The sequence below is a fragment of the Sporolactobacillus shoreae genome (assembly GCF_004684935.1).
GTDB classification, from domain to species: Bacteria; Bacillota; Bacilli; order Bacillales; family Sporolactobacillaceae; genus Sporolactobacillus; species Sporolactobacillus shoreae.
Genome location: NZ_SRJD01000004.1, coordinates 147,774 through 170,597, shown reverse-complemented (window position 1 = coordinate 170,597; position 22,824 = coordinate 147,774). Strand labels below are relative to the sequence as shown.

22 protein-coding genes are annotated in these 22,824 nt (G+C 46.6%); 6 read left to right on the top strand and 16 right to left on the bottom strand.

Features of this window, described 5'->3' with window-relative positions:
- Positions 1-2: 2 nt before the first annotated feature.
- Together E4665_RS05520 and ezrA are read right to left on the bottom strand one after the other, a co-directional pair.
- On the bottom strand, positions 3-1,145 hold the full coding sequence (locus tag E4665_RS05520; protein WP_135347794.1) for a cysteine desulfurase family protein: 1,143 nt from the start codon (positions 1,143-1,145) through the stop codon (positions 3-5).
- A gap of 113 nt (positions 1,146-1,258) precedes the next feature.
- Positions 1,259-2,953, bottom strand: a complete 1,695-nt coding sequence (gene ezrA / locus E4665_RS05515) for a septation ring formation regulator EzrA (RefSeq protein ID WP_135347793.1) — start codon at positions 2,951-2,953, stop codon at positions 1,259-1,261.
- Positions 2,954-3,186: 233 nt separating this feature from the next.
- On the opposite strand from ezrA, the gene E4665_RS05510 reads away from it, so the two are divergent.
- Positions 3,187-3,945, top strand: coding sequence for a sulfite exporter TauE/SafE family protein (locus E4665_RS05510; RefSeq protein ID WP_135347792.1), 759 nt, complete (start codon positions 3,187-3,189; stop codon positions 3,943-3,945).
- Here the strand turns inward: E4665_RS05510 and refZ are convergent.
- Positions 3,930-4,601 carry a forespore capture DNA-binding protein RefZ gene (refZ, locus tag E4665_RS05505; RefSeq protein WP_135347791.1) on the bottom strand — a complete coding sequence of 224 codons (672 nt, stop codon included), beginning with the start codon at positions 4,599-4,601 and terminating at the stop codon, positions 3,930-3,932. The two genes, E4665_RS05510 and refZ, sit on opposite strands and share 16 nt — an antisense overlap.
- Positions 4,602-4,764: 163 nt before the next feature.
- Between refZ and E4665_RS05500 the strand changes: the two genes are divergently transcribed.
- The 3 genes from E4665_RS05500 (at position 4,765) to E4665_RS05490 (ending at position 8,920) form a co-directional block, all read left to right on the top strand.
- Positions 4,765-5,214 carry a GAF domain-containing protein gene (locus E4665_RS05500; protein ID WP_135347790.1) on the top strand — a complete coding sequence of 150 codons (450 nt, stop codon included), beginning with the start codon at positions 4,765-4,767 and terminating at the stop codon, positions 5,212-5,214.
- Positions 5,215-5,485: 271 nt separating this feature from the next.
- On the top strand, positions 5,486-6,088 hold the full coding sequence (gene rpsD / locus E4665_RS05495; RefSeq protein WP_135347789.1) for a 30S ribosomal protein S4: 603 nt from the start codon (positions 5,486-5,488) through the stop codon (positions 6,086-6,088).
- Between the two features lie 228 nt (positions 6,089-6,316).
- A complete protein-coding gene (locus E4665_RS05490) occupies positions 6,317-8,920 on the top strand; it encodes a transglycosylase domain-containing protein (RefSeq protein ID WP_135347788.1) in 2,604 nt (867 codons plus the stop codon).
- Positions 8,921-9,062: 142 nt separating this feature from the next.
- Here the strand turns inward: E4665_RS05490 and E4665_RS05485 are convergent, their stop codons facing one another.
- The 9 genes from E4665_RS05485 to E4665_RS05445 form a co-directional block, all read right to left on the bottom strand.
- Positions 9,063-9,269, bottom strand: a complete 207-nt coding sequence (locus tag E4665_RS05485; RefSeq protein ID WP_135347787.1) for a hypothetical protein — start codon at positions 9,267-9,269, stop codon at positions 9,063-9,065.
- 263 nt (positions 9,270-9,532) lie between these two features.
- Positions 9,533-10,531, bottom strand: coding sequence for a catabolite control protein A (gene ccpA / locus E4665_RS05480; RefSeq protein WP_135347786.1), 999 nt, complete (start codon positions 10,529-10,531; stop codon positions 9,533-9,535).
- A gap of 190 nt (positions 10,532-10,721) precedes the next feature.
- Entirely contained in the window at positions 10,722-11,006 is a 285-nt protein-coding gene (locus tag E4665_RS05475) for a YtxH domain-containing protein (protein WP_135347785.1), read from the bottom strand.
- 26 nt (positions 11,007-11,032) lie between these two features.
- On the bottom strand, positions 11,033-11,455 hold the full coding sequence (locus E4665_RS05470; protein WP_135347784.1) for a DUF948 domain-containing protein: 423 nt from the start codon (positions 11,453-11,455) through the stop codon (positions 11,033-11,035).
- 166 nt (positions 11,456-11,621) lie between these two features.
- Entirely contained in the window at positions 11,622-12,935 is a 1,314-nt protein-coding gene (murC, locus tag E4665_RS05465; RefSeq protein WP_135347783.1) for a UDP-N-acetylmuramate--L-alanine ligase, read from the bottom strand.
- A gap of 224 nt (positions 12,936-13,159) precedes the next feature.
- Positions 13,160-15,553 carry a DNA translocase FtsK gene (locus E4665_RS05460; RefSeq protein WP_135347782.1) on the bottom strand — a complete coding sequence of 798 codons (2,394 nt, stop codon included), beginning with the start codon at positions 15,551-15,553 and terminating at the stop codon, positions 13,160-13,162.
- 32 nt (positions 15,554-15,585) lie between these two features.
- Positions 15,586-16,221, bottom strand: a complete 636-nt coding sequence (gene ytpR / locus E4665_RS05455) for a YtpR family tRNA-binding protein (protein WP_135347781.1) — start codon at positions 16,219-16,221, stop codon at positions 15,586-15,588.
- A 93-nt stretch (positions 16,222-16,314) separates the two neighbouring features.
- The gene (locus tag E4665_RS05450) at positions 16,315-17,127 is read right to left on the bottom strand and encodes a DUF1444 family protein (RefSeq protein ID WP_135347780.1); all 813 of its coding nucleotides are present in this window, start codon (positions 17,125-17,127) and stop codon (positions 16,315-16,317) included.
- A gap of 137 nt (positions 17,128-17,264) precedes the next feature.
- Positions 17,265-17,789 carry a DUF84 family protein gene (locus E4665_RS05445; protein ID WP_135347779.1) on the bottom strand — a complete coding sequence of 175 codons (525 nt, stop codon included), beginning with the start codon at positions 17,787-17,789 and terminating at the stop codon, positions 17,265-17,267.
- Between the two features lie 169 nt (positions 17,790-17,958).
- Here E4665_RS05445 and E4665_RS05440 point away from each other — a divergent pair, with 169 nt between their 5' ends.
- The gene (locus tag E4665_RS05440) at positions 17,959-18,285 is read left to right on the top strand and encodes a hypothetical protein (RefSeq protein WP_135347778.1); all 327 of its coding nucleotides are present in this window, start codon (positions 17,959-17,961) and stop codon (positions 18,283-18,285) included.
- Positions 18,286-18,318: 33 nt separating this feature from the next.
- On the opposite strand, the gene trmB is transcribed toward E4665_RS05440, so the two are convergent.
- The 4 genes from trmB to thpR all read right to left on the bottom strand — a co-directional run bounded on the left by trmB (position 18,319) and on the right by thpR (position 21,559).
- Positions 18,319-18,960, bottom strand: a complete 642-nt coding sequence (gene trmB / locus E4665_RS05435; RefSeq protein WP_135347777.1) for a tRNA (guanosine(46)-N7)-methyltransferase TrmB — start codon at positions 18,958-18,960, stop codon at positions 18,319-18,321.
- Between the two features lie 226 nt (positions 18,961-19,186).
- Positions 19,187-19,984: a phosphotransferase family protein gene (locus tag E4665_RS05430; RefSeq protein ID WP_135347776.1), complete on the bottom strand. Its 798-nt coding sequence runs from the start codon at positions 19,982-19,984 to the stop codon at positions 19,187-19,189.
- A 202-nt stretch (positions 19,985-20,186) separates the two neighbouring features.
- Positions 20,187-20,954, bottom strand: a complete 768-nt coding sequence (locus E4665_RS05425) for a nuclease-related domain-containing protein (RefSeq protein WP_135347775.1) — start codon at positions 20,952-20,954, stop codon at positions 20,187-20,189.
- Between the two features lie 23 nt (positions 20,955-20,977).
- The gene (gene thpR / locus E4665_RS05420; RefSeq protein ID WP_135347774.1) at positions 20,978-21,559 is read right to left on the bottom strand and encodes an RNA 2',3'-cyclic phosphodiesterase; all 582 of its coding nucleotides are present in this window, start codon (positions 21,557-21,559) and stop codon (positions 20,978-20,980) included.
- A gap of 247 nt (positions 21,560-21,806) precedes the next feature.
- Here thpR and cysK point away from each other — a divergent pair, with 247 nt between their 5' ends.
- Positions 21,807-22,736, top strand: a complete 930-nt coding sequence (gene cysK / locus E4665_RS05415) for a cysteine synthase A (RefSeq protein ID WP_174845454.1) — start codon at positions 21,807-21,809, stop codon at positions 22,734-22,736.
- Positions 22,737-22,824 lie beyond the last annotated feature (88 nt).

The following is a 22,824-nucleotide window of genomic DNA, read 5'->3' as shown; positions in this document are numbered from 1 at the left end:
TTTCACCTCATGACTGTTTTCAGTTGCTGCACATTTTCAGCCAGTGCGGAAAGAAAGGCAGCGATTTCTTCATTCGTATTTTCAAATGCCGTACTGATTCTGATTGCTTGCGCTGCTTCTTCCTCGGGGATGCCCATTGCCATCAGAATGTCACTGGCTCCGGAATCCTTCGATGAGCACGCCGACTTTGTCGACACATAGATTTCATCCTTCTCAAGTGCATGGACAAGCACTTCGGAACGGATACCCTTCAGCGAGACATTTACGATATGCGGCGCCGCCCCGGAAACCGGCGTGTGTATGACGGCATTCTCGATTCCGGACAGTCCCTTCCGCAGCTGAGCCTGAAGGTCAGACAAATGAGCAATGCCATCTTTTTCATGTTCAAGGGTCATTCTGAGCGCCCGTACCATCCCGGCGATACCGGGAAGATTTTCCGTTCCCGATCGCCTCTCGCCCTCCTGTCCCCCACCTGAAAGGAGTGGAGCGATCACTGTTCCCTGACGGACATACAGGATGCCTGTCCCCTTCGGTCCGTGAAATTTGTGTCCTGATATGGTGCATAGATCAATCCCGCTGTTTTTAAGCTGCAGGGGAACTTTGGCAAAGCCCTGAACATGATCGACATGAAAAACAGTTGTCGGCTTTGTTTTCAGAAATTCTCCAATTTCCCTGACAGGCTGGATTGTCCCGACCTCATTATTCACATGCATGATCGAGACGAGGATTGTATCCTTCCTGTACGCTTTCTTGAAGTCTTCAAATGAAATCCGGCCATCATGATCAACTGGGAGATAAGTGACCTCAAAACCCATCTCCTCCAGCTGTCTGAATGCATTCATACTGGAAGCATGCTCCACGCAGGTCGTAATCAGATGGCGGCCACGGCTGCGATAGGCAAGTGCTGCCCCCTTTATAGCCAGATTATTGCCCTCTGTTCCTCCTGAAGTAAAAACAATCTCTCCGTCATCTACGCCAAGAAGCCGTGCCACCTGCTCACGAGATTTCGAAAGCAGTGACTCACTTTTCCCGCCAAGCGAGTGGATCGAGGACGGATTGGCGAAAAACTGTTCAGAAACAGTCCGATATGTATCCATTGCTTCCGAATACGGTTTCGTCGTTGCACTGTTATCTAAATAAATCATTTATAACTGTTAACTCCTTTCAGCTGTCGCTTTAACACCGGTATCTCCGGCTTTATTATCTTTCTCTGACGTTTATCCGAATCTTATCATGGCCTGATGCAATTGTCGAAAGATCAGGCCTGATGCTCTTGGTACAGGTCAAACCGTTTCATGATTTTCGGTTCTTTCCTTTCAACCGCTTTAACAGCTGTCTCGGCTGAAGCCCGATAATCATAATTACGGAATAATTTTTCCGCTTCTTTCAGCTGGCTGTCAATCTGCGGATCAGTGCTTCTATACCGATTCCCGTAACGGATCATTTCTTCAGCCAGAGATGCTGTATCAACGAGCGTCTGCGCCTGATCCCGGACATCCTCCGTATCTTTCGCCGCGTCGTTCAATGCTTCCTGTACATTCGCCATATTCAAGGGCTTTTCATCCAGCTTTTCATCAACAAATTTCAAATGTTCCCCTGCTTGGTCCATCGCCGCCGCAAAAGATTGAGGGACTCCGGGAATATTGCTTTGCCTGATCATCCGACCTGTTTCAAAAAGTGAGTGCCTCAGCTTTCGAATCGTTTCCCTTGCCGCTGTTTCATCTTTTCGGAGCGTTTTAATTTTTTCATCAAATTCAGCCGTCAGCGACTCAACATTTTCAATGTCTGTCCTGATCGCTTTAAGCTGTTCGAGAGCCTCACTAAAAGCTTCAGTGTGTTTTTTCAGCAGGTCATCCGCTTCATAATAACCTTTTTTCAGTTTCTGATAGGTTCTGCCAATCTCCCGCTGAGCATTCAAATCTTCCTCATTAATGTGGTAACTTTCCCTGAAAGACTCCGTCGCGGTCGACACTTCCTGAAGCTGTTCACCGACGCTGCCCAGTTTAGCTTCAACCTCCGGCGCCAGTTCGATGACCTGTTTCCGGCTTGACACTTCCTTCTCAAGCTGTCCGTACAACCAGTCAAGCTGATCATGTATTCCTTTTAAGCCCTCGCCAGTCTGATCCAGTTCCAGCCTGCCCACAGCTTCTTCGAGTACCTGCAGCTGTTTATCCGTCTCCTCAAGCTGTGTATCAATCTGAAGATGTTCGAGAGAATAGCCCTGTTCCTCCATTTCAGCTTTTCCCTGGCGCAGTTCCCTGAGCTGATCCGGAATGGTTTGTCTGATGTCTTCATAAAGATCCGGAACACGTTCGATTTCTTTGTCGACAGTATCAATAGCCGTTTTGACACGCAGCAAAACATCCCGCGCCTCTATATAATTTCCACTATCCGTTTCATCACTGTATTTCTGATATTGTCCGTCAATCTGTTTCACTTTCTCCTCGAGCAAAGGAAGTGCCTCTCTGAATTGGCTGCGCCTCGTGATCATCAGTTTTTTGATCCGATGGTAGGATTCTTTGATCGGTGTAATATCTTCACGGTTCTTGCTTTCACTTTCTATAACGGTGTTCAGTTCCTTTAATATTTCATTGATCTTCAGATCAATTTTATCCATTTTTTCATTTAAGTCTTTGATCAGGTGTTCCGCCTTCTTGAAACGATATTTGTCAGTCAGCTCCTCCGCCTCAAACAGGCTTTCTTCAATTGAGGGGAGATCAGCCGTAACAATACCATCCCAGTCGGAACGCCATTTTTCAAAATTTTTTTCCGTCTCTCCAGCCATTTTCAGTTCTTTCACTTTTGCCAGTTCGTTGGCGAGAGGGCGGTTCGCCATTTCCGTCCTCCGTGCATCGGTACGATCAATCTCCCCATACGTTTTCCTTCTCCTCCACGTACTATAGGCGATAATAAGAATAATTAGCAAAATAAGACCGATCACCAAATAAAGCATACGGAATTTCCCCCATTCTCGTATGAAACCCTGAATCCAATTATTTTCTATTGTATCAAAAAAACCATCTGCTAAGGGTAAAAAAAGTAATAAACCGTCGATTTTTACATCATTTCCCCGGAAATCATGTCTCTTATCCGGGAATGACTGCACAAATTCAGGCATGAATGTTATAATCAGCTGCATGACAGGCTTTGCAATTGAACGGAGATGGCTGAACAGTGACGGATTTTATGACTTATTTATTTCTGCTTGCGGCGGGATTTTCATCCGGCTTCATTGACTCCGTAGTGGGCGGTGGCGGACTGATATCCACCCCGGCACTGCTTTCGGTCGGCCTCCCGCCGCAGATTGCGCTAGGCACAAATAAACTGGCCAGTTCCACGGGATCACTGACTAGCACACTGACTTTCATCCGCTCTGGGAAAATTAATCTCGGGCTCACCTTAAAATTATTTCCGCTGTCTTTTATCGGATCAGCATTCGGCGTCCTGCTTGTCCACTTTCTATCGCCATCGCTTCTTCGCCCGCTGATTCTGACCCTGCTCTGCGCCGTGACTGTCTACACCCTGACAAAGAAAAAGTGGGGGGCTTCATCTACATACATCGGCCTGACGAAAAAAAACAGTTCCTGGTTTCTTCCCCTTGTCTTTTCAATTGGATTTTACGACGGCTTTCTCGGTGCCGGAACGGGCTCATTCCTCATTTTTTCATTCCTGATGCTTGGCTTTGACTTTATCAGTGCAGCCGGTAATGCGAAGGTTCTGAACTTTGGCAGCAATATCGCCGCATTAATCACTTTTGCTATCCTCGGATACGTCAATTACAGAATCGGTGCTGTGATGGCCGCCGCGCTGATCGCCGGTTCATGGTGCGGCGCAAAATTCGCCATCAAAAAAGGTTCTTCCTATGTAAAGGTTCTGTTTGTCGTGATAACAGTGGCTTTGATCGGAAAAAATGTTGCGGATTATCTAATTCATCTGTTCGGCTGACTCCTTAATTCGCCAGTCTCTTTTCTCTGGCCCGTGAGCTGCTTCGCCCACCGGCTGATGTAGTGGAGATAATTGATGCGAAATGATGGCTCACTCGGACGCAGAAAAAACACTTCGCGAAGAAACTGGGGTTGCAAAAAAGGCATGATGATCAAATCCCTGTATTGGAGAACAGCAAATTCTGCTGCTGAAGGATCCATCGCCGCATCAGGAAGAATTTTCTCAAAAAGACGGATCAGCACATATTTTTCCTTCATCAGATAACTAGACATCAGCTCACGGACTAACTGATTGTCCAGTGTCATTTCCCTATGGCAGAAGCGGGAAAGGTAAAAAAACTTCTGCTGGTAAGTAATCAACATGTCGGCTATGTACACCAGCCGATCGCACGTATCTTTTTTCGAGGCGGAATCACGCTCCGCCTGCTCCAGCTCTTGCAGATAGCCTTCAAAAAAAGCGGACATCAAATACTCGAGCAACCCCTGCTTTCCTCCGAAGTAATAGGACACAAGCGCAAGGTTGACGCCGGCATCCTTGGCAATCGCCCGTACCGATGTCCCGTCATACCCAGACATATTGAACAGCTTCAGAGCAGAATGGATGACTGCTTCCTTCGATTTTCTTCCGCTGCCCGGATTGACTTGTTCTGTCGCCATAAGCACGCATCCCTTCCCAGATGAACACATTATATCCTATAATATAAAAACTTTCTTACAAAAGCCCGCTACCCCTGCAAAAATCTTTCGACAGCCCGGCTGAAACTTTCTTCCTGATCTGATAAAATGAGGGTAATTCATTAGAAAACCGAGGAGAAAAATGATGAATTCTGTCAATAAAACAAGAATTCAGGTTCTTGAATCGCTAATAAAAGACGAGCCGAATAAGATCGCCAACCTGGCAAACAGCTCCGCCTGGCTCAATCAATGCCTGGACCGCATTAACTGGGTCGGATTCTACTTGCTTGAGAAGAACGAGCTTGTTCTCGGACCCTTTCAGGGTAAACCGGCGTGCATCCGCATTCCGGTTGGTAAAGGGGTTTGCGGGACCGCTGCGAAAAAGAAGGAAATCATCCGTGTTGCCGATGTCCACGAATTTCCCGGACATATTGCCTGCGATGAGGATTCGCGTTCGGAAATCGTTATCCCACTGATGGCCGGTGATCAGCTAATTGGTGTTCTTGACATTGATAGCCCGGTTACTGAACGTTTCTCCGAAGATGATCAGCAATTTCTTGAGGCATTTGCCGAAACGCTGGCCCTTTATCTATAATGGAATGTCCATGTGAATTTGACAGGAAGCCTCCAAAAACGGTATAATGGCGGTTGTGTAAAATGAGGCAGAACCGGAAAGATTTCGAAGTCCTTTTATTTTGTTCCTCTACTTAAGAGGTGCACCGCGTAACCTAGGCTGCCTGGGCGAAGATGCAAGATGGCAAAATAGCTTCGGAAAAAACTCCCGGAAGTGTCATTTTATACCATACAGGGATTGTTTTGTGTAACTGAACGTTCCCTAATAAAATGACGAAGGAGGAGTCATATTTATGGCTCGCTACACTGGTCCGATTTGGAAGAAATCACGCCGTCTGGGCATTTCGCTCAGCGGTACGGGAAAAGAACTTGAAAGGCGTCCTTACGCACCGGGTCAGCACGGCCCGACCCAGCGTATCAAGCTGTCTGAATACGGTCTTCAGCAGCAGGAAAAACAGAAACTGCGTTTCATGTATGGGCTGAATGAACGTCAGTTCCGCCGCACATTTGACGATGCGGCTAAATTAAAAGGCGTTCACGGCGCAAACTTTATGATTCTGCTTGAATCCCGTCTCGACAATCTGGTTTACCGGATCGGTCTTGCACGGACACGCCGCCAGGCTCGTCAGCTTGTCAATCACGGTCATATTACAGTAAACGGCAAACGCGTTGATATTCCTTCATATCGCGTTAAGCCGGGCGAAACGATTGGCGTTCGGGAAAAATCACGGAATCTTGATATTATCAAGGACTCTCTGGAAACGAACACATTCGTTCCTGAATACTTATCGTTTGACGAAAAGAATCTGGAAGCGACTTTCAGCCGGCTTCCGGAACGATCAGAACTTCCTGCGGAAATCACAGAAGCTATGATTGTCGAATTTTATTCGAAATAATAAGGCTGAATTTTTCCCGTCCGCTCAAAGCAGGCGGGATTTTTTTATAGATGCTGCAAGCTTCCTTGTTTTTCCTTTTCAAGCCATTTCATTTAGGCTAAGATAAAGAAAACTTGGTAAAATCAACCTGCAGCGTAGGATTCTTTCCTAAAGTGTTAAGAAAATTAATGCGTTTATTTTTTGATTTACACCCCATCTGTCTCATACTTCAATATAAGGAGATATGCCATGCGGCTCCAATTCAAACGTTTTTCCGACCTTTTTAACAGGCTTGCGGAATTTTGGTCCACGAGCCCAGCCGTCCGGACTCTCCGTAGAGCACAAAATATAATCTGGCAGTCCTTTTTGATCACCCTTTGTGTTTTTGTCATCGGCGCTTTTTTTGCTGTCGGTACGGCTTCAGGCTATTTCGCGAAGCTGGTCAGAAATCAGCCTGTGCTTAGTTACAGCACTCTGAACAAGGACATTAACAGCTACAGTGAGAGCAGCGAAAGTTATTTTGCAGGCAATATTCCGATCGGCAAGATGAACAGCGACCTGATCCGTACAAAAACTCAATTGAGCGATATCTCACCAAATCTGACACATGCGGTAGTAGCGATTGAGGATGAACTTTACTACCAGCATCACGGAGTGGTCCCTAAAGCGGTCATTCGCGCAAGTCTGGAACAATTTCTACATGAGCCTCAAGTTTCCGGTGGAAGTTCGATCACACAGCAGCTGGTAAAAAACCAGGTTCTGAACAGTCAAGTCACTATTGACAGAAAATTCAAAGAAATATTACTTGCCATGCGTGTTGAAAAATTTTTCAATAAAGATCAAATCCTCGAATCCTACCTCAACATGGCGCCCTTCGGCCGGGATTCCACAGGCAGGAATGTAGCAGGTGCTTCAGCTGCCGCTGAAGGTATTTTCAATGTCAGCGCGGACAAGTTGAATATTCCGCAGGCCGCTTTTCTTGCCGGGCTGCCGAAAAATCCGTTTACCTACACCCCATTTAAAAACCGGGGTGGCCTGAAGAGTGACGTTTCGGCTGGTATCAGCCGAGCACATACCGTACTGCAGCGAATGTATGCGACCGGTTATATTAATAAAGCTCAGCTGGATTCGGCACTGAAATATGACTACCGCAAACATTTCTCGAAGCCTGGGAAAGTGGCCGGCAACGATTATCCTTATCTATCTCAGGAAGTGGAAAAGAGAGCAACAATCATTCTTGCGGAGAAACTGGCAAGCCAGGAGGGATATAACGGAAGCAGCCTTTATAACGATTATCAGAATTACACGAAGATGCTCTATGAAGAGAGCAACAATGTGTATAAGGGCAAATCTCTGGCACAGATCGCAAAAGTGCATGGATATAATTTAAGCGATGTAAAGAATCATTATCAACTTTTTTCCGGATTGATGAATGACGCCCTGAAGGATCTGCAGTACGGCGGATACAAGATTTATACAACCATTAACAAGTCAATCTATGACGACATGCAGACCGTCGCTCAAAATTATAACGGGTACAGTCCCGATAAAACGATTACGGTATCCTCCTCTGGGAAACAAAAAACCATCAAGGATTCAATGCAGGTGGGCTCTGTACTGATTGATAATAAAACGGGAAAAATTATCAGTTTTGTCGGTGGCCGCGGATTTCAGATTTCCCAGTATAATTACGCCACCGAAGTGACAAGGCAAAACGGCTCTACGATGAAACCGTTGCTTGTATACGCCCCTTCAATGGAGCTTGGCCTGATTCAACCGGGTTCTATTGTTGCCGATTTGCCATATAAACGCACAGTGAATGGTCAGAGCTATCAGCCGACCGATTATGGCTCAACCGCAACAACCAAGCTTTTTCATGGTTTCGAAACCGTACGGACGGCTCTTGCCCTGTCACACAACGTTCCAGCTGTTGATACGTTCACCAGGCTGAGCCTGGCGACTAATAAGGCTCCCGATTATCTGAAAGAAATGGGCATTACATCCCTTGTTGGCTCAGACGGATATAATGTTTCCGCGGCACTGGGAGGAATCACTAAAGGAGTAACTGTTGAAGAGAATACAGACGCGTACACGACTTTCGCCAATAACGGGAATTTCGTTGATGCCTATATGATTGATAAAATTATTGACGGCAAAGGGACCGTTGTCTATCAACATCAGACAAAACCGGTTCAGGTTTTTACTCCGCAGACCAGTTATCTGATGCTGGATATGATGCGCGACGTCTTTAAATACGGCACTGGACGGAGCCTTTCAGGTCTGCTTGATTTTTCTGCTGATTGGGCCGGAAAAACAGGAACTTCACAAAACTGGCGGGACTCCTGGCTGGTTGCATCCAACCCGAATATAACGATGGGAGTTTGGAATGGTTATTCTCACAACAGTCAGCTGGACCGGTATGCTTATTCGACACAGACCAGGCAATTATGGGCTGGTTTTGCTAACGCAGCCTATCGCGATGATCCGGAGCTGATGGCTCCGAAAACAGGCTTTACCCAGCCTCAGGGCATTTCCAAAACGCAGATGTGTGGCTTAACCGATCAGAAACCGACTCAGATGTGTCAATCGGCAGGCTTTGTCACAACGGATCTCGTCAACAATAAATATCTGCCTAAGGATAACACAGAGGCTCTGGAACCAGCGAACGCGACTTCCACTGCGCCACAGCAAAACAACAGTCAGGATCCGAATCAGCCGGCGAATCAACCCGTGCCAGGAAACCAGATCTCCTCCGGAGGATTCAGAATAAAGCCTGAAATCATGAGCTCACGTTTTCCTTATATCGATCTGAAATCAGCAAATCCGAAGCTTCTGGGTAAGATCAGGCCATAACCCATACTGACCACACAATTTTTTCAGATTGGAGCTTTGCCTCCCTTGAAAAAGGGAAGCAAAGCTTTTTTTAAACACTTCTTCTTATTTCTTTGCACCACTTTTTTTGCTGTATAAAAAAAACGGGCCTTTTCTTTTTGGGTTAAGGAAATTCTATCCTAAGCCGTGCCGGAGCAAACATGGATTGTGACATTGTAATGTAGCGAAAAGATACAACATTATAGCTGCTGGCTGGTAAAATCTCGGATGCGGCTGGTAAATTGGCGATTGCGGCTGGTAAAGTATCAAATCCGGCTGGTAAAGCCATTTCATGAGCACGATTCAAAGCGGGATTTATCTTGATCTGCAAAAATTTCAAACTCCTGGTTCCATTTCATCTTGATTCAGTGCGATTGATTAAGATTTCGGTGCAAACTTCATGCGATTCGGTTGACTCATTTTTTACGGTTCAACTGTTGCGCCGTTCCCGTCTCCTTTGATCATAACAACCCATTGCCTCATGCTGTTACAGAAGACTTATACTTAATTTGTAAAATAGGCTGCCCAATAGGACAGCCCTGAAAATTCTCACAAAAAAAGCAGGCTCTTCAGCCTGCTTTTGACACGATTATTTTATTTCGTAGACATACGGAAATCTACCCTGTGGGGTAGGATGACTTTCGCATTGTCCACTTTTTCATTATTCATCAGTTTCGTAAGCAGACGCATCGCAACCGCACCAATATCATATGTAGGCTCTGCAATACTCGACAGAGTTGGCCGCACCATCTGAACGAGCCGTGTATTCTCGCTGCTAAGAACCTCAATGTCCTCAGGAACTTTCAGGCCTTCATCCTGTATTTCGTGGATTGCGCCTATCGCCATTTCATCGGAATCAACAAAAATGGCTGTCGGTCTGTTTTCCTGTGCCAGGAACTGCGCCGTGGCTTCTTTCCCTGCCTCATAAGTATAATCCCCAATGGAAAGCAGCGTCTCATCAAATGGGATATCTGCGGCAGAGAGGGCGCGCTTATAGCCGTTCAGCTTATACTTCCCGCTGATCGGTACTTCAAGCGGACCGTCAATAAATCCGATCTTGCGGTGCCCAGACTTGACGAAGTGCGAAATAACTTCAAAAACAGCCTGTTCGTAGTCAATATTAACAGAAGGAATCTTTCCATTTTCATCAACAGTGGCTGCAAGCACAACTGGAACGGAAGACTGTTGAAATTCTTCAATGTGCTCTTCCGCGATTTTTCCGCCCATAAAAACAATACCGTCCACCTGTTTGCCCAGCAAAGTCTGGATCAGACGAATTTCTTTGTCCTTGTTTTGATCGGAGTTGCACAGAATAATGTTATATTTGTACATCGTTGCAATGTCTTCTATCCCACGTGCCAATTCTGAGAAGAACACACTTGAAATGTCGGGAATGATGACTCCGACGGTTGTCGTCTTCTTGCTTGCGAGACCCCGTGCCACAGCATTTGGGCGGTATCCAAGCCTTTTTATCGCCTCAGAAACCTTTTTTCTGGTTGTCGGTTTAACATTCGGATTCCCGTTGACCACACGGGAAACTGTTGCCATGGAAACACCTGCTTCACGGGCAACATCATAGATTGTAGCACTCAATTGTCCATTCCTCCCCTTTTGCTAACATCCACGCTCTGTAACGTTTTCATTTTTCTGCATTACAAAAATACATCAAAATGAATTGATGTCCTATCTCATTAATTACATCTATCATAACAAACCATTAAGTATTAAGCTATCTAAAATATGTTAAGAAACGACAGAAAGTCCCAATAATCTCTTTGATTTGTCAGACATAGTCCCTGGGTATGGGGATCATCCGTTCTGTACTGTCTGAATTTCCTCTATTTGGAACTACCGCTTTTTTCAAATCAATAGACTTCTGTCGCGCAGCTTTTATTAAGCCGGTACTTTTCCCTTTAAGTGAAATCGTTTCCTGCCGAACGTCCTGAAACAGTTTTTTCCCGGAAGGCACCGCAATAAGATAGACCGCAGCCGCCCCAATCAGGCTCCCGAGCAAAACTCCGGACAGGAAAGCAGGACTTTTTTTAAGCTGTCCATTAGCATTCCCCATGGCTTGTCCACTCCTTGATCACGTTTTTATCCGTTGGATTTCTTCCCGTTCTGCCAGCGATGCAGCAGATCAATTGCCGCCTTGCCCCATTGCAGTGTCTGCGCGATTTTTCCTGAGTGCTCTTCCCCGCTTTGTTCAATACTCTCAGTAACCTTGCGGACGGAGTCGTTAACATTGCCCAGAGATTCGCCGAAGCCCTGAACCGCGTCAAAAATACTGTTCAAGCTCTTGGACTTGTGCTGAACATCGGCAGCGAGCAGATTTGTCCGGTGAAGCAATTCTGTGGTTTCTTCATTCAGCCCTTTCATCTGTTCCTGTACATCTTCAAGGGTTGAAGCAACATCATCCATCGTTTTCTGCGCAGACTTAAGTGTCTGCGCAAGAAAATAAACAAGAACCGAAAATGCGACTGCGATAATGGCGACCGCCAAATAAAGAATAATAACCACCGAAATTCCCCCTTTTTGTCGATACTGTATTATTTTGATAAAAAAGCGTATTTCTATACCTTTTAAATAACAGAATACGGAGATTAAGATGCTTCAGTCAGAACTTCTTCTTCTTCATCTTATCATTTAACAATATTGAAAAAAAGCAAAAAGGGGACTGCCAGTCTTAGGGTTTCAGTACTTTTTTATATTCACTCTGATATTTTTGGATATCACCGGCCCCCATGAACAGAAGTACACTATGGCTATAGCTCTTCAGATCCTCAATATTGCTGTTGTGCAAAATATGGGATCCCGGGATTCTATCCTGCAAATCGTGGATCGACGTTTTACCGCTTTTTTCACGTGCCGAACCGAAAATATCGCAGAGATAGACCTGATCCGCAGTTTTCAATGCATCCGCGAATTCATCCATGAAAGTCATCGTTCTGGAATAAGTATGCGGCTGGAAAATAGCGACAATTTTTCGATCAGGATATTTTTCACGGGCCGCCTGTATTGTCACGCGGATTTCCGTCGGATGATGGGCGTAATCATCAATCATCATCTGATCAAAATCGGGCAGTTTCGTTTCCGAAAAGCGGCGTTTGACACCCAGGAACTGAGCGAGTCTCTCCTGAACCAATTGGATCGGCACATTCATATAATTGCAGAATGCGATCACAGCAAGTGCATTGAGCACATTGTGTTTCCCGTATCCGCGGATTTTAAAATGTCCGTAAAAATCATTGCGAACGTAAGCGTCAAAAGTTGTCCCTGAATCGTCGGGAAGAAAATCAACATTCCGCGCCTGAAAATCGTTCTCCTCATTAAAACCATAATAAATAATCGGGACATTCGATTTGATCATCTGCAGTTCCTCATTGTCGCCGCAGGCAAAAATCGCCTTATTTACTTTAAGGGCCAATTCCTGGAATGCGCTTACCACGTCATCAAGGTCCTTATAATAATCAGAGTGATCAAATTCGATGTTTGTGATGATACAGTAGTCAGGAACACTGTGCAGGAAATGCCTTTTATATTCACAGGATTCCCAGATAAAATATTTACCCTTTTCGTTTCCTGATCCGGTTCCGTCACCAATCAAATATGAAGTGGGAGCGAATTTTTCAAAAACGAATGACAGCAGCCCGGTCGTCGATGTCTTTCCGTGGGTTCCGGTAACAGCGACACTCGTGTATTGCTTAGCCAGTTCTCCAAGAAAATCATAGTACCGCTTAACCGGAACGTTCAGCTCTTTTGCACGTGCAACTTCTTCATGCTGATCAGGGAAAGCATTTCCAGCAATAACGACTTCATCTGTAGTTATATTGTCTTGTGTAAAAGGCAAAATTTTTATTTTTTTATCTTCCAGCGCTTTTTGTGTGAAGAAGCGTTTCTCAACATCGGATCCTTGCACTTCATGATGCAGATCCTGCAGAATTTGTGCCAAGGCACTCATTCCGGTACCCTTGATCCCAACAAAATGGTATTTCGTCATAAAATGATGACCTCCATAGAATGCTTCATGCCCGGTCCCGCAGTGAACATTGACGGTATACTCATCTTACGCAGAGAAACATGCAATGTCACATGAGGAACGATTATTTCAATATTTTTAGTGAAAATCCGAGACACAAACTTTACGCAACCACGTGTTCCGATTCGCTCACCGTTAACCCGTCACCTATTTTAACCTTTATCACTGAGGTTGTAAAAGTATATTTATGTATCATCGGACATTCGTTTTCCCATGTGCTCTTTAGTTACCAGCACCTGCCTCGGCTTGCTGCCGTTAGCCCCGGATATGACATTGCGGCTTTCCAGTTCTTCGACGAGCCGCGCTGCCCGGTTGTATCCGATTCTGAAATGGCGCTGGATACTGGAGACGGAAGCTTGTCCCTGGTCAATGACAAATGACGCGGCTTCGTCAAGAAGATCATCTTCCATTTCCGAAGCTTCAGCAGATAGATCACTGAGTTCATCCGGTGAAAATAAATAATTTTTATTAACCGACTCGCCAAATGCTCCGGTCACCCGGTTGATTTCCTCGTCAGATACAAAGCAGCCCTGGATCCGTTTCAGTCCTCTCGCCCCGTTCTCCGCAAAAAGCATATCACCTCTGCCGAGCAGCCGTTCAGCGCCCCCACTATCGAGAATGGTCCTCGAGTCGGTCTGTGACGATACACTGAATGCGATTCGGGTCGGGATGTTGGATTTAATCAGTCCGGTGATCACATCCACCGAAGGCCGCTGTGTCGCAAGAAGCAAATGGATACCCGCGGCCCGTGCTTTCTGAGCGATCCGGCAGACGGCCTCCTCGACATCCTGCGGGGATACCATCATTAAATCAGCCAACTCATCAATGATGATGACAATATAAGGCAAACGGTGACCACTGGCGTCATCCTTCTGCTTTTTATTGAAGCTTTCAATATCGCGGACCCGCTCCGCAGCGAATTGATGATATCGCTTTTCCATCTCCTCTACGGCCCACTTCAGGGCAAGCGCCGCCTCTTTCGGCTCTGTGATCACAGGTGCTGCGAGGTGTGGAATATTCTGATAAGGCGCTAATTCAACAACCTTCGGATCGATCAGCAGGAAGCGCACGTCATCCGGGGAGGTCCTATAGATCAAGCTCAGGATCAGTGAGTGGATACAGACGCTCTTCCCTGATCCGGTCGCTCCCGCAATCAGCCCGTGAGGCATTTTTGCAAGATCCGTAACGATCTGGTTTCCCGACACATCCTGACCAAGTGCCGCCGTCAGCGGTGCCCGGCTTTCCAGAAAGGCTTTCGATCGCAAAATTTGTCTGAGTAGTACGGGCTGACGCACTTCATTAGGGATTTCAATTCCTACCGCGCTCTTTCCAGGTACCGGTGCGATACGGATCTGCCTCACCGCGAGACTCAGTTTGATATCTTCCGAAAGGCCGAGTACCTTATTGAATTTTACGCCCGGGTGGAGATGAATGTCGAAACGCGTCACACTCGGCCCCTGTACATAGCCTATGAGATCCGCTTCGACATGGAAATTGGAGAGCGTGTCCTTGAGCACCTTTTCCCTGTCTGCAATCCATGATGTGCTGTCCCCCGCCGTTTCCGGAATATCGTCCAGAAGATCAAGTGGGAGTTTTAACCCCGTTCCATCACCGCCGGCGGGAGGCCGGACTGTCTGATTGGCAGCAGGCTGGGCAGCTGGATACCCTGAAGAATGCCCGCGTTGGTGATCGGAGTGAAACATCAGGACATTGAAAGGGACCTTCGACTGCTCCCCATGGCGATGAGGCGATCGGTTCAGGCGGCTTTTAACCGGCATTGCCCGTTCTGTTTGTTCTTCCGGAGACCGATGATCCGGCATTGCATTTTCTTCGGGCAAACGGTTCCTCCGGGCACCGGCGGACGTCAGACGGAAGCTGTCGATGTCCTCTGAATCCCGCAATGGTCCGCTTCCGTCATCTGGACGGTTTCTTTCTGAGGGCGTACCAACCCCTTCAGTGTATGGCGAGTGATCTCCTTCTCTTGAAGGATGGTGTTCAGTTACCTCCGCTTCCCTTGTACGCCGCAATGCGGGTTCGTCCATAACTTTCTGTTCAAGAACAGGACCGTCTTTTCGTGAAGGAATCAAAAGCTGTTTCTTTATCCGTTCGCCCAGTTTTGCTTCACTGATCTGCTTCTTCTCCTGCACTTCTTTCTGCACGTCCAGATAATAATCTTCATGTTGATCCGCATGATAAAAATCTTTTGGCGGCTTCTGAAATCCAAATACAGGAGAAGGGACTTTGCTCAGGCGAAAGGGCGGCTTTTTATTTAATTCCGTTTTCTCATGCTGTATCTGATTCCGCCGATCAGAAGTGATGCTTCCGTGATCTTCATCATCATGAAGATTTGTATGAAGCTTTTCCCGGTGTCCGGTTGAAGAAGGACCGACATTTGTTGTCCTTTCCTTGGGATACTGCGCGGCCATCCTGACTTCCACCTGCCGGCTGGCATCGGAAAAGCGCCCGACCGAAGGCGAGCTCTGGCCAGAATGATCATGTGCCTGAAATAATGTTTGTCTTTCTTCTGTGGTATCGTCATCGCCCGTATCAAAAAGGCGACGCCACCAGTCTCCCCACATACGGTTCCCCGCCTTTCCGCGTCAGTGCTTCTTTAATTGCTGCCTGGCACCTGAACATTTGCAGCGAGCGTCTGAAAGTCCCGACCGATTGCGGTATCTTCTTTCAGAACGAGGATACCGCGTTTTTGTGGTGCTCCGGGAATCGCAAGCTCCCGGGCCGAACAAATCATGCCCGCGGAAGCCACGCCTCTAAGAACGGAAGGACGAATAATCATACCGTTCGGCATTAAAGCTCCCGTCTTCGCAACAACGACTTTCTGCCCTTTGTCAATATTCGGTGCGCCGCAGACAATCTGAAGTTTGCGTGTGCCCACGTCCACAAGACAAACATGCATATGGTCGGAGTCAGGATGCTTTTTCATCTCTTCAACATATCCCGTGACGATCAGCGGCTCTTCACCCCATGGAATTGAGTCCTGAAATCCTGAAGCGGCAATCTGCCGGTTTAGCACATCCATTAATGTAGCATTAGGTCTGATTATACCCTCTCTCTTATCCGCCTGAAGGAACAGTGACGCGCCGAAAAAGTTATAACCCAGCACCTCGCTTGTTACAGGGTCAAAAATTCTGGCTACATCAGCCTTTCTCTCGAAATCCTGACTTTCCCCTTCTTTGAAATAGGCGATCAGGACATCCCCTATGCCCTTTTCATTGTAGTAAAGAATCATCTATACTTTCTCCTTCCGGTCTTCAATCGCGACATTATTAAGAATACAATTCAGTAATCTATTGAACATTCTCAAATCAATTTATCGGAAACATCAGTCTGATGTTCCGCCGGGCGCCGGACGTCTGTTTGCCATGATAAAGATCGGCTCAAGCTGTCCCTTTTCATAGATAAACGGCAGGATGGTAATCGGCATCCGTCCCTCAGAATAGAACTTCATCGCCATCTGTGCGAGAATATCATACCCTTCAGGATTGACAATATCTCCGAAAATCAGCACATCCTGATGAGGAACAGAAACTGTCAGATCCCCCCTCGCCTTTTCTTTCATAAGGTCAAGAAGAGAGCCGTTCAAAATTCTGCTCGCGTCATAGCCGTCATTATAATTAATGAAATAAAAAGTATTATTCTTAACCCTGTCTTTATGCGCCTCCGCAGGAAGCGACATCAGATTGGCATGGGCTGTCCTGATAACCGACTGCGCTTCTGCTCCCTCACGTGTTAGGAAATCAGTGTCGAGCAGTCTGTACGAATTTTCAAGATCGAGGGCATAGAATACTTTTGTTTCCGCCGTATGATCACTGCAAAGCAGTCTTTTGCCCTCAGGAGTCTCATCAGGAAAAGAAGCGGAACGGATGACAGGAAAAATTCTGCTTTCATTGCCCTGTATATGTACGGTCGCATTCATCGCCCGCAATCCCCGGTCAACCGCCTGAATCGTTTCCAGCACTGCAGTCTGCCCTTTTGTCTGATATTGCTCAAGTATCTCGGCCAAGGTCAGGGTGACGCCCTTCCCGCCGGCCTTATTTTCGATTCTGAGCTTCCCGGACCGGCTGTCGAAATGTATGGCCCTGTCATCCGACTTCAGTTTTTTTGTCAGCTCTTCCTTTAACTCGCGCAAATCCATGAATAGATAGCCTGTCCCTTCTCTTCTCAGACTTACAACTGCAACCTTAATTAATATAAGCTTATTTTATCATACACACGGCATCCCTTGCAGGCTCCCAAGGTCTGATTTTCCGTTCAGTCTGTTTCTGAAACGTTTTAATGATTTACTTTTTCATGCAAATAAATGCCGTCAATCAACTGAAGAATATGCAGAAACATATCACTTCGTGTGACCTTTCCTTCAGTCAGAATTCCGATCGTTCCCCCACGTTTGCTCACATTCTTCTGGTGCGCATATTCATCGGCGACGTCACCTAACTCGCGGCCTGACAGGACCCCGTCCGATAGTACTTTCGGAAGCAAAATTCGTGCACCTCCCGCTGTGAAAACACGTCCAGAACGATCGGTAATCGCTCCCCAGTTAACGAGGAACATCTCACCATCCAGCATGCTGACACCGCCTTCCAGACCGATTCCTAGTATGACTGTTTTATCTGCTTCCAGCACAGCCCTAGCGCGGTTTATCGACCCCTGCCGTGTTTCATGATCGCTCATCGGCATGGCCGAAACACCCGAAGATACATTGAATCCCCTGACATCGACATCTCGTCCAGACACAAGCCGCCTTACAGCGTCCAGTTTCGCAGGATTTTCAGTCCCAACTCCTACAATAATTGACAAATGTTATACCCCTCAGTTCATCGGGAAAGGCCGGAATATATTTATCCAGCACTCACCCGTTATTTTCCCGCAGTCCTTCAAAAAATACTGTTTCTACGAAGGCGCCCACTTGGTTTTAAAGGATTTTCCGAATATACTAAGAATACTACAACGGCAGGGAGGGAAAATCATGAACACGAAAATCGGATCAATAATCCTTGCGGCGGCTGCCGCCGGTTTTGCGGCCGGAATCGCCGCACAAAAAATTATTTCAGAAAAACGCGGGCTCCTGAGTTCGGAAAAAGTGCTCAGCCTGGTAAAAAAAACTGTAAAAGAAAAGCTCCCTGTAGACGGAGCCTGGATCTTTTTATCACCGCACAAGGTTACAAAAGACGCGCTGACGGCTGAAGTTTATCAAGGCGGCCTCACCGTCCGCAGCGGCGACTCGGTAAGCCACTATGATTTTATCGCCGACGCGCCAACAGGAACCCTTCTCGAATTAAAAAAACAGCCCTGAACTTCCAGCAGATCAGCATACCGCTGATATGATTTAATCGCTGCAGACAGCTTCGCAACGATAAATCCGCTGCCCCTTTTCCGAAAATTTTTCTTCATATTCAGTCATGATATTTTCTTTGTCACCTGAGTGATGCAGATCAAGGCTGATATTCTGAAGCAGAAAACCGTACTGGGAAAAACTTTCCAACGAGTATTCAAAAAGGCCCTGATTATCTGTTTTAAAATGAATAACCCCATGACTTTTCAGGACATATTCATACTGTGCGAGAAAAGAGGCATACGTCAGGCGTCGTTTCTCGTGCCGGTTCTTTGGCCATGGATCGCAAAAATTCAGATAGATGTCGTCCACTTCGTCTTCCGCAAAAAATTCAGTCAACCCACGTGCATCGGCGTTGACCAGCCTGACATTTTCTATTTCGTCGTCCAGGCACTTTTCCAGAGCGGACACGATAATACTTTCTTGCAATTCAATGCCAATGAAATTTGCATCCGGATACTTTTCAGCCATACCTACAATAAATTTCCCCTTGCCTGTGCCAATTTCAACACAGAGCCGGGCTTCACGCTGAAAAGCTTCGTTCCATTCGCCACTGTAATATTTCGGTGAACGTACTACAATATCCGAATGGCGGTCAAGTTTTCCCCTCGCCCAGGGTTTATGGCGTACTCTCATTTATAATTCCCCTTTATGAATCGGTTAAGATAACAAGCTGGCTATGAAAATAATTTTAAAAGGAAGATATTTCCGCCTGACGATTAATGAAACAAACTCCCAGTCTGATCATACCATGATTTGGGTTTAGATTTTAGAAACAAAATACATTTATAGAAATATTCGGCTTAAGACGCAAAGAATCCTCCCGCCCGTACTGACAGGAAGATATCGGGTCGAATGAAAATTAGTGAACCACTTTCCCCGCATATTCATTCAGCCAGAGAAGATCCTTCTCGAAAAGGATCATCTTTTTAGCTTCAGCATGTTCCTGATGCCAGAACATGAACCTCAGCGTCATAGCAATCATGTGCCACACAAGCCGGAGCTGTAGGGAATCATCCAGCGTCAATCCGTAAAGTGCGAGCCAATTTTCCCAGTTATCTTCTTCAACATACCAATAAAGCAGCATGGCCAGATCCATGGCAGGGTCGGCGATGACCGCCTGATCCCAGTCAACGAGATACAAGCTGTCTTCATCCTTATTCAGCAGCCAGTTATTATGATTGACGTCCGAATGGCAAACTGCCTTTTTGCTCACTTCCGCTCTGTCTGCGTACTTCTGCAGAAACATAAGAGATGTGCGCAGGACCTGTACCTGCCCCCGCCCATCCGCCTGACTGGCCAGACTTTCGGCAATCTGAACGGTTGAAACAGGTTCTTTGCCGAGGCGTTTCATCATAAATAAAAGCGGATCTGATGTGTGAATTTTTTTAAGGAGTTCAGCCACTTTCGCCGATTTCATTTCTTCCGGTTTCAGTACCCTGCCGCTCATCCATTTCTGCGCGGTCAGAACATCTCCGTTATCCAGTCTCCGGGCCCACAGCAGTTTCGGGACAATGCCTTCTGCAGACAGAACAGCCAGAAAGGGCGAGGAATTCCGCTTAATGAATAATTTATTTTCACCGGATTCAGCCATATAGGCTTCGCCGGTCATTCCTCCGGCGGATGATAGCACCCATTCTTCGCTGTCAAAGAATCTCATCAAACAGGCCACCTTTGCCCTTAAATCTGTCCTTAATAAATCAGGCTTCTCGCGACTGCGCCTTACCCGGATTCGCATGGATTTACCCGCCGCCGTCAAAAAAGACTATGAATAAAAATATACCACTTTCCACTTGATTCAACAATCATTCCGCCACTTATCTTATCGACAGAATGAACCGATTTTATAATACTGATGGCGATCAAACATTCTGAAAACGGGGTGATGCGATCGTTTCAAAATGATCGAGAAGGGCCTCAGCCACGTCAATCTGCGTCCGTTTCAGTAACAGTGAATGTTCGGACACCGTCCCGAACCATTCCCGTTCAGTACGGCAATCAATAAAACTGACATCGGCCTCTTCGTGTACAAATTCGATAAAGCTTTCTGGAGCGTATGCTGCGGAAACGATTTTAATATCAATGCCATGATTTTTCAGAAAAGATGAGACGATTGTTCTCGTTCTATTCAAAGAGATGAGTGGATTCAGCACTTCCTGTTCACCGCCGCCCACGATTTTTTTCCACTTCCGTCCTGAAATTTCCTGAAATACACTCCCTGCTTCTCCAGTCAGCGGCTTGACACACCAGATCATGTCATTCGTTATAATTAATGAGTCCAGTTGAACTGCTGCAGATTGTGTGAGAAGAACAGGTCGATAAATCAAAAAGGCAATGTCGTTGACTTCTTCCAGTACTTTCCTTAACCACAGCGACTTTTCAACCTCATCAGGACATGTTGAGCGTTGTTCGGATGTCCGGGTCGCCCAGTCCAGCTGCATCCTGTAGAGCCATTCCAAAAACTCTTTTCCCTCTGCCGACCAGCGGTTCAAAGAAATAACACTTTTCGTCTGTTGCGCTTTCCATTCCTTCATTCGCCTGTTTTTCAACCAGACAAAGCGGTTCGCATATCTGAGAAGATCCACCTGATAGCGCGACACGCATTGCCGGGCTTTTATCAGTTGCGCCATATTTCCACCTCTTCCCGTATTCTCTATAATATGTCAGGAAAAATCTGTTCATTTGATTTCCCCAATGAAAAAATTTTAATGGAATTGTAGTGAGGGATCTGACCGGGCATAACGGCATAAAGAACGATCCGGTCAATCTTCCAACCAATGGACTGACTGCACAACTTTTCCAGGCGGCGATCAAATGCCTGGCCGGACAGCCATCCCTTCGCCAGTGTGATATGCGAATGATACGGTCTGTTGTCCGGAATGAAGCCATGACCGGCAAGTGCTTCTTTTAATTCACTCTGAATTTTTACAAGCTCCGGACAAGCTGCAAGTGCCGCAAAAACAACGCGTGGATGTCTTTTATCCCCGAAGCCTTCGATACCCGAAATAGACACATCGAAAGCGGTGTGAGAATCACTGATCTTCGTAGAAATGCCGACGACCTTTTCCAATTCCTCCTCTGGCAGAGGACCGAAAAAGAAAAGTGTGATGTGATAATCGTGCATGTCTGTCCATTGTCTGTAGGAACAGCTCTCCTTCAACCGGATGGTTTCTCGCTGCAAGTATTCCCCGATTTCTTCCGCAACCGGGATGGCAAGAAAATAATGATTTTTCATATCTTATCCCTCTTCATGATCATATTACCGTACCTCTTCACGCGCAACCTTAAAACTGTCTCAAAGAGCCCTTTCGAATAATATCACTCAAAGAACGTTAAAATATCTGAAAGGTCTGCCGAATTTACAGGAATCCTGTATAATAAAAACAAACAGGAAGACCTTAAGGTTTTCACCTGAAGTGAAGATCATTCAAACATTGAATGAAGCGTGATAAAAGTGTGACAGAAAGTGAGTGACTGTGATGGTGAAAATTGCTGATTCGATCAGTGAACTGGTCGGCGGAACACCTATGGTTCGTCTGAACAGGCTTCCCGATCCGAATGGAGCGACGATTTATGCCAAACTGGAATATTTTAATCCGACAAAAAGTGTCAAGGACCGTGCCGCGCTCAATATGATCCAGGCGGCTGAAAAAGCAGGTAGGCTGAAAAAGGGTGCAACGATCATTGAACCAACCTCGGGCAATATGGGCATCGGCCTGGCAATGAACGCGGTGTCAAGAGGCTATCAGGCAATTATTGTCATGCCCGATACAATGACTGAAGAGCGGATAAAGCTGCTCAAAGCTTTCGGCGCAAAAGTCGTTCTCACACCCGGAAGAGACAAGATGCCCGGAGCAATAAAAAAAGCGGAGGAACTCGCGGAAAAACTTCCGAACAGTTTTATGCCGATGCAGTTTTCCAATCCTGCGAATCCTGATGCCCACCGCAAAACCACGGCACCGGAGATTATCCGAGACGTCCAATCGCTTGGCGCGACGCTGAAAGCCTTTGTCGGTGCGGCCGGAACCGGGGGAACGATTACTGGGACAGGAAAAGCGCTTAAAGAGGCTTTTCCCGCCTTGACCATACATATCTGCGAACCGGCGAGCTCTCCCGTTCTATCTGGAGGAAAGCCCGGACGCCATAAAATTGTAGGAACCAGTCCCGGCTTCATTCCGGACACGCTGGATCTTTCTATTGTTGATGAAGTAATTCAGGTCAGCGATGATGATGCGTACGAAATTACACGCAGGCTGGCAAAAGAAGAAGGCATCCTTTGCGGCCCCTCTTCCGGAGCCTCAGTCTGCGTAGCTCTGCAGGTTGCCAGACGGTTCAAGCCCGGTGATCTGATCGTCTGCATGATCAACGACACAGGGGAACGTTATCTGTCAGGTGACATCTTCCAGCAATAACGAGTCAAAACGCCTTTTGGTTTTCCGAAAGGCGTTTTGTGTATGCTTTTTTGGAGCCACCGGCCCGCTCGAAGAACTGAATTGATTA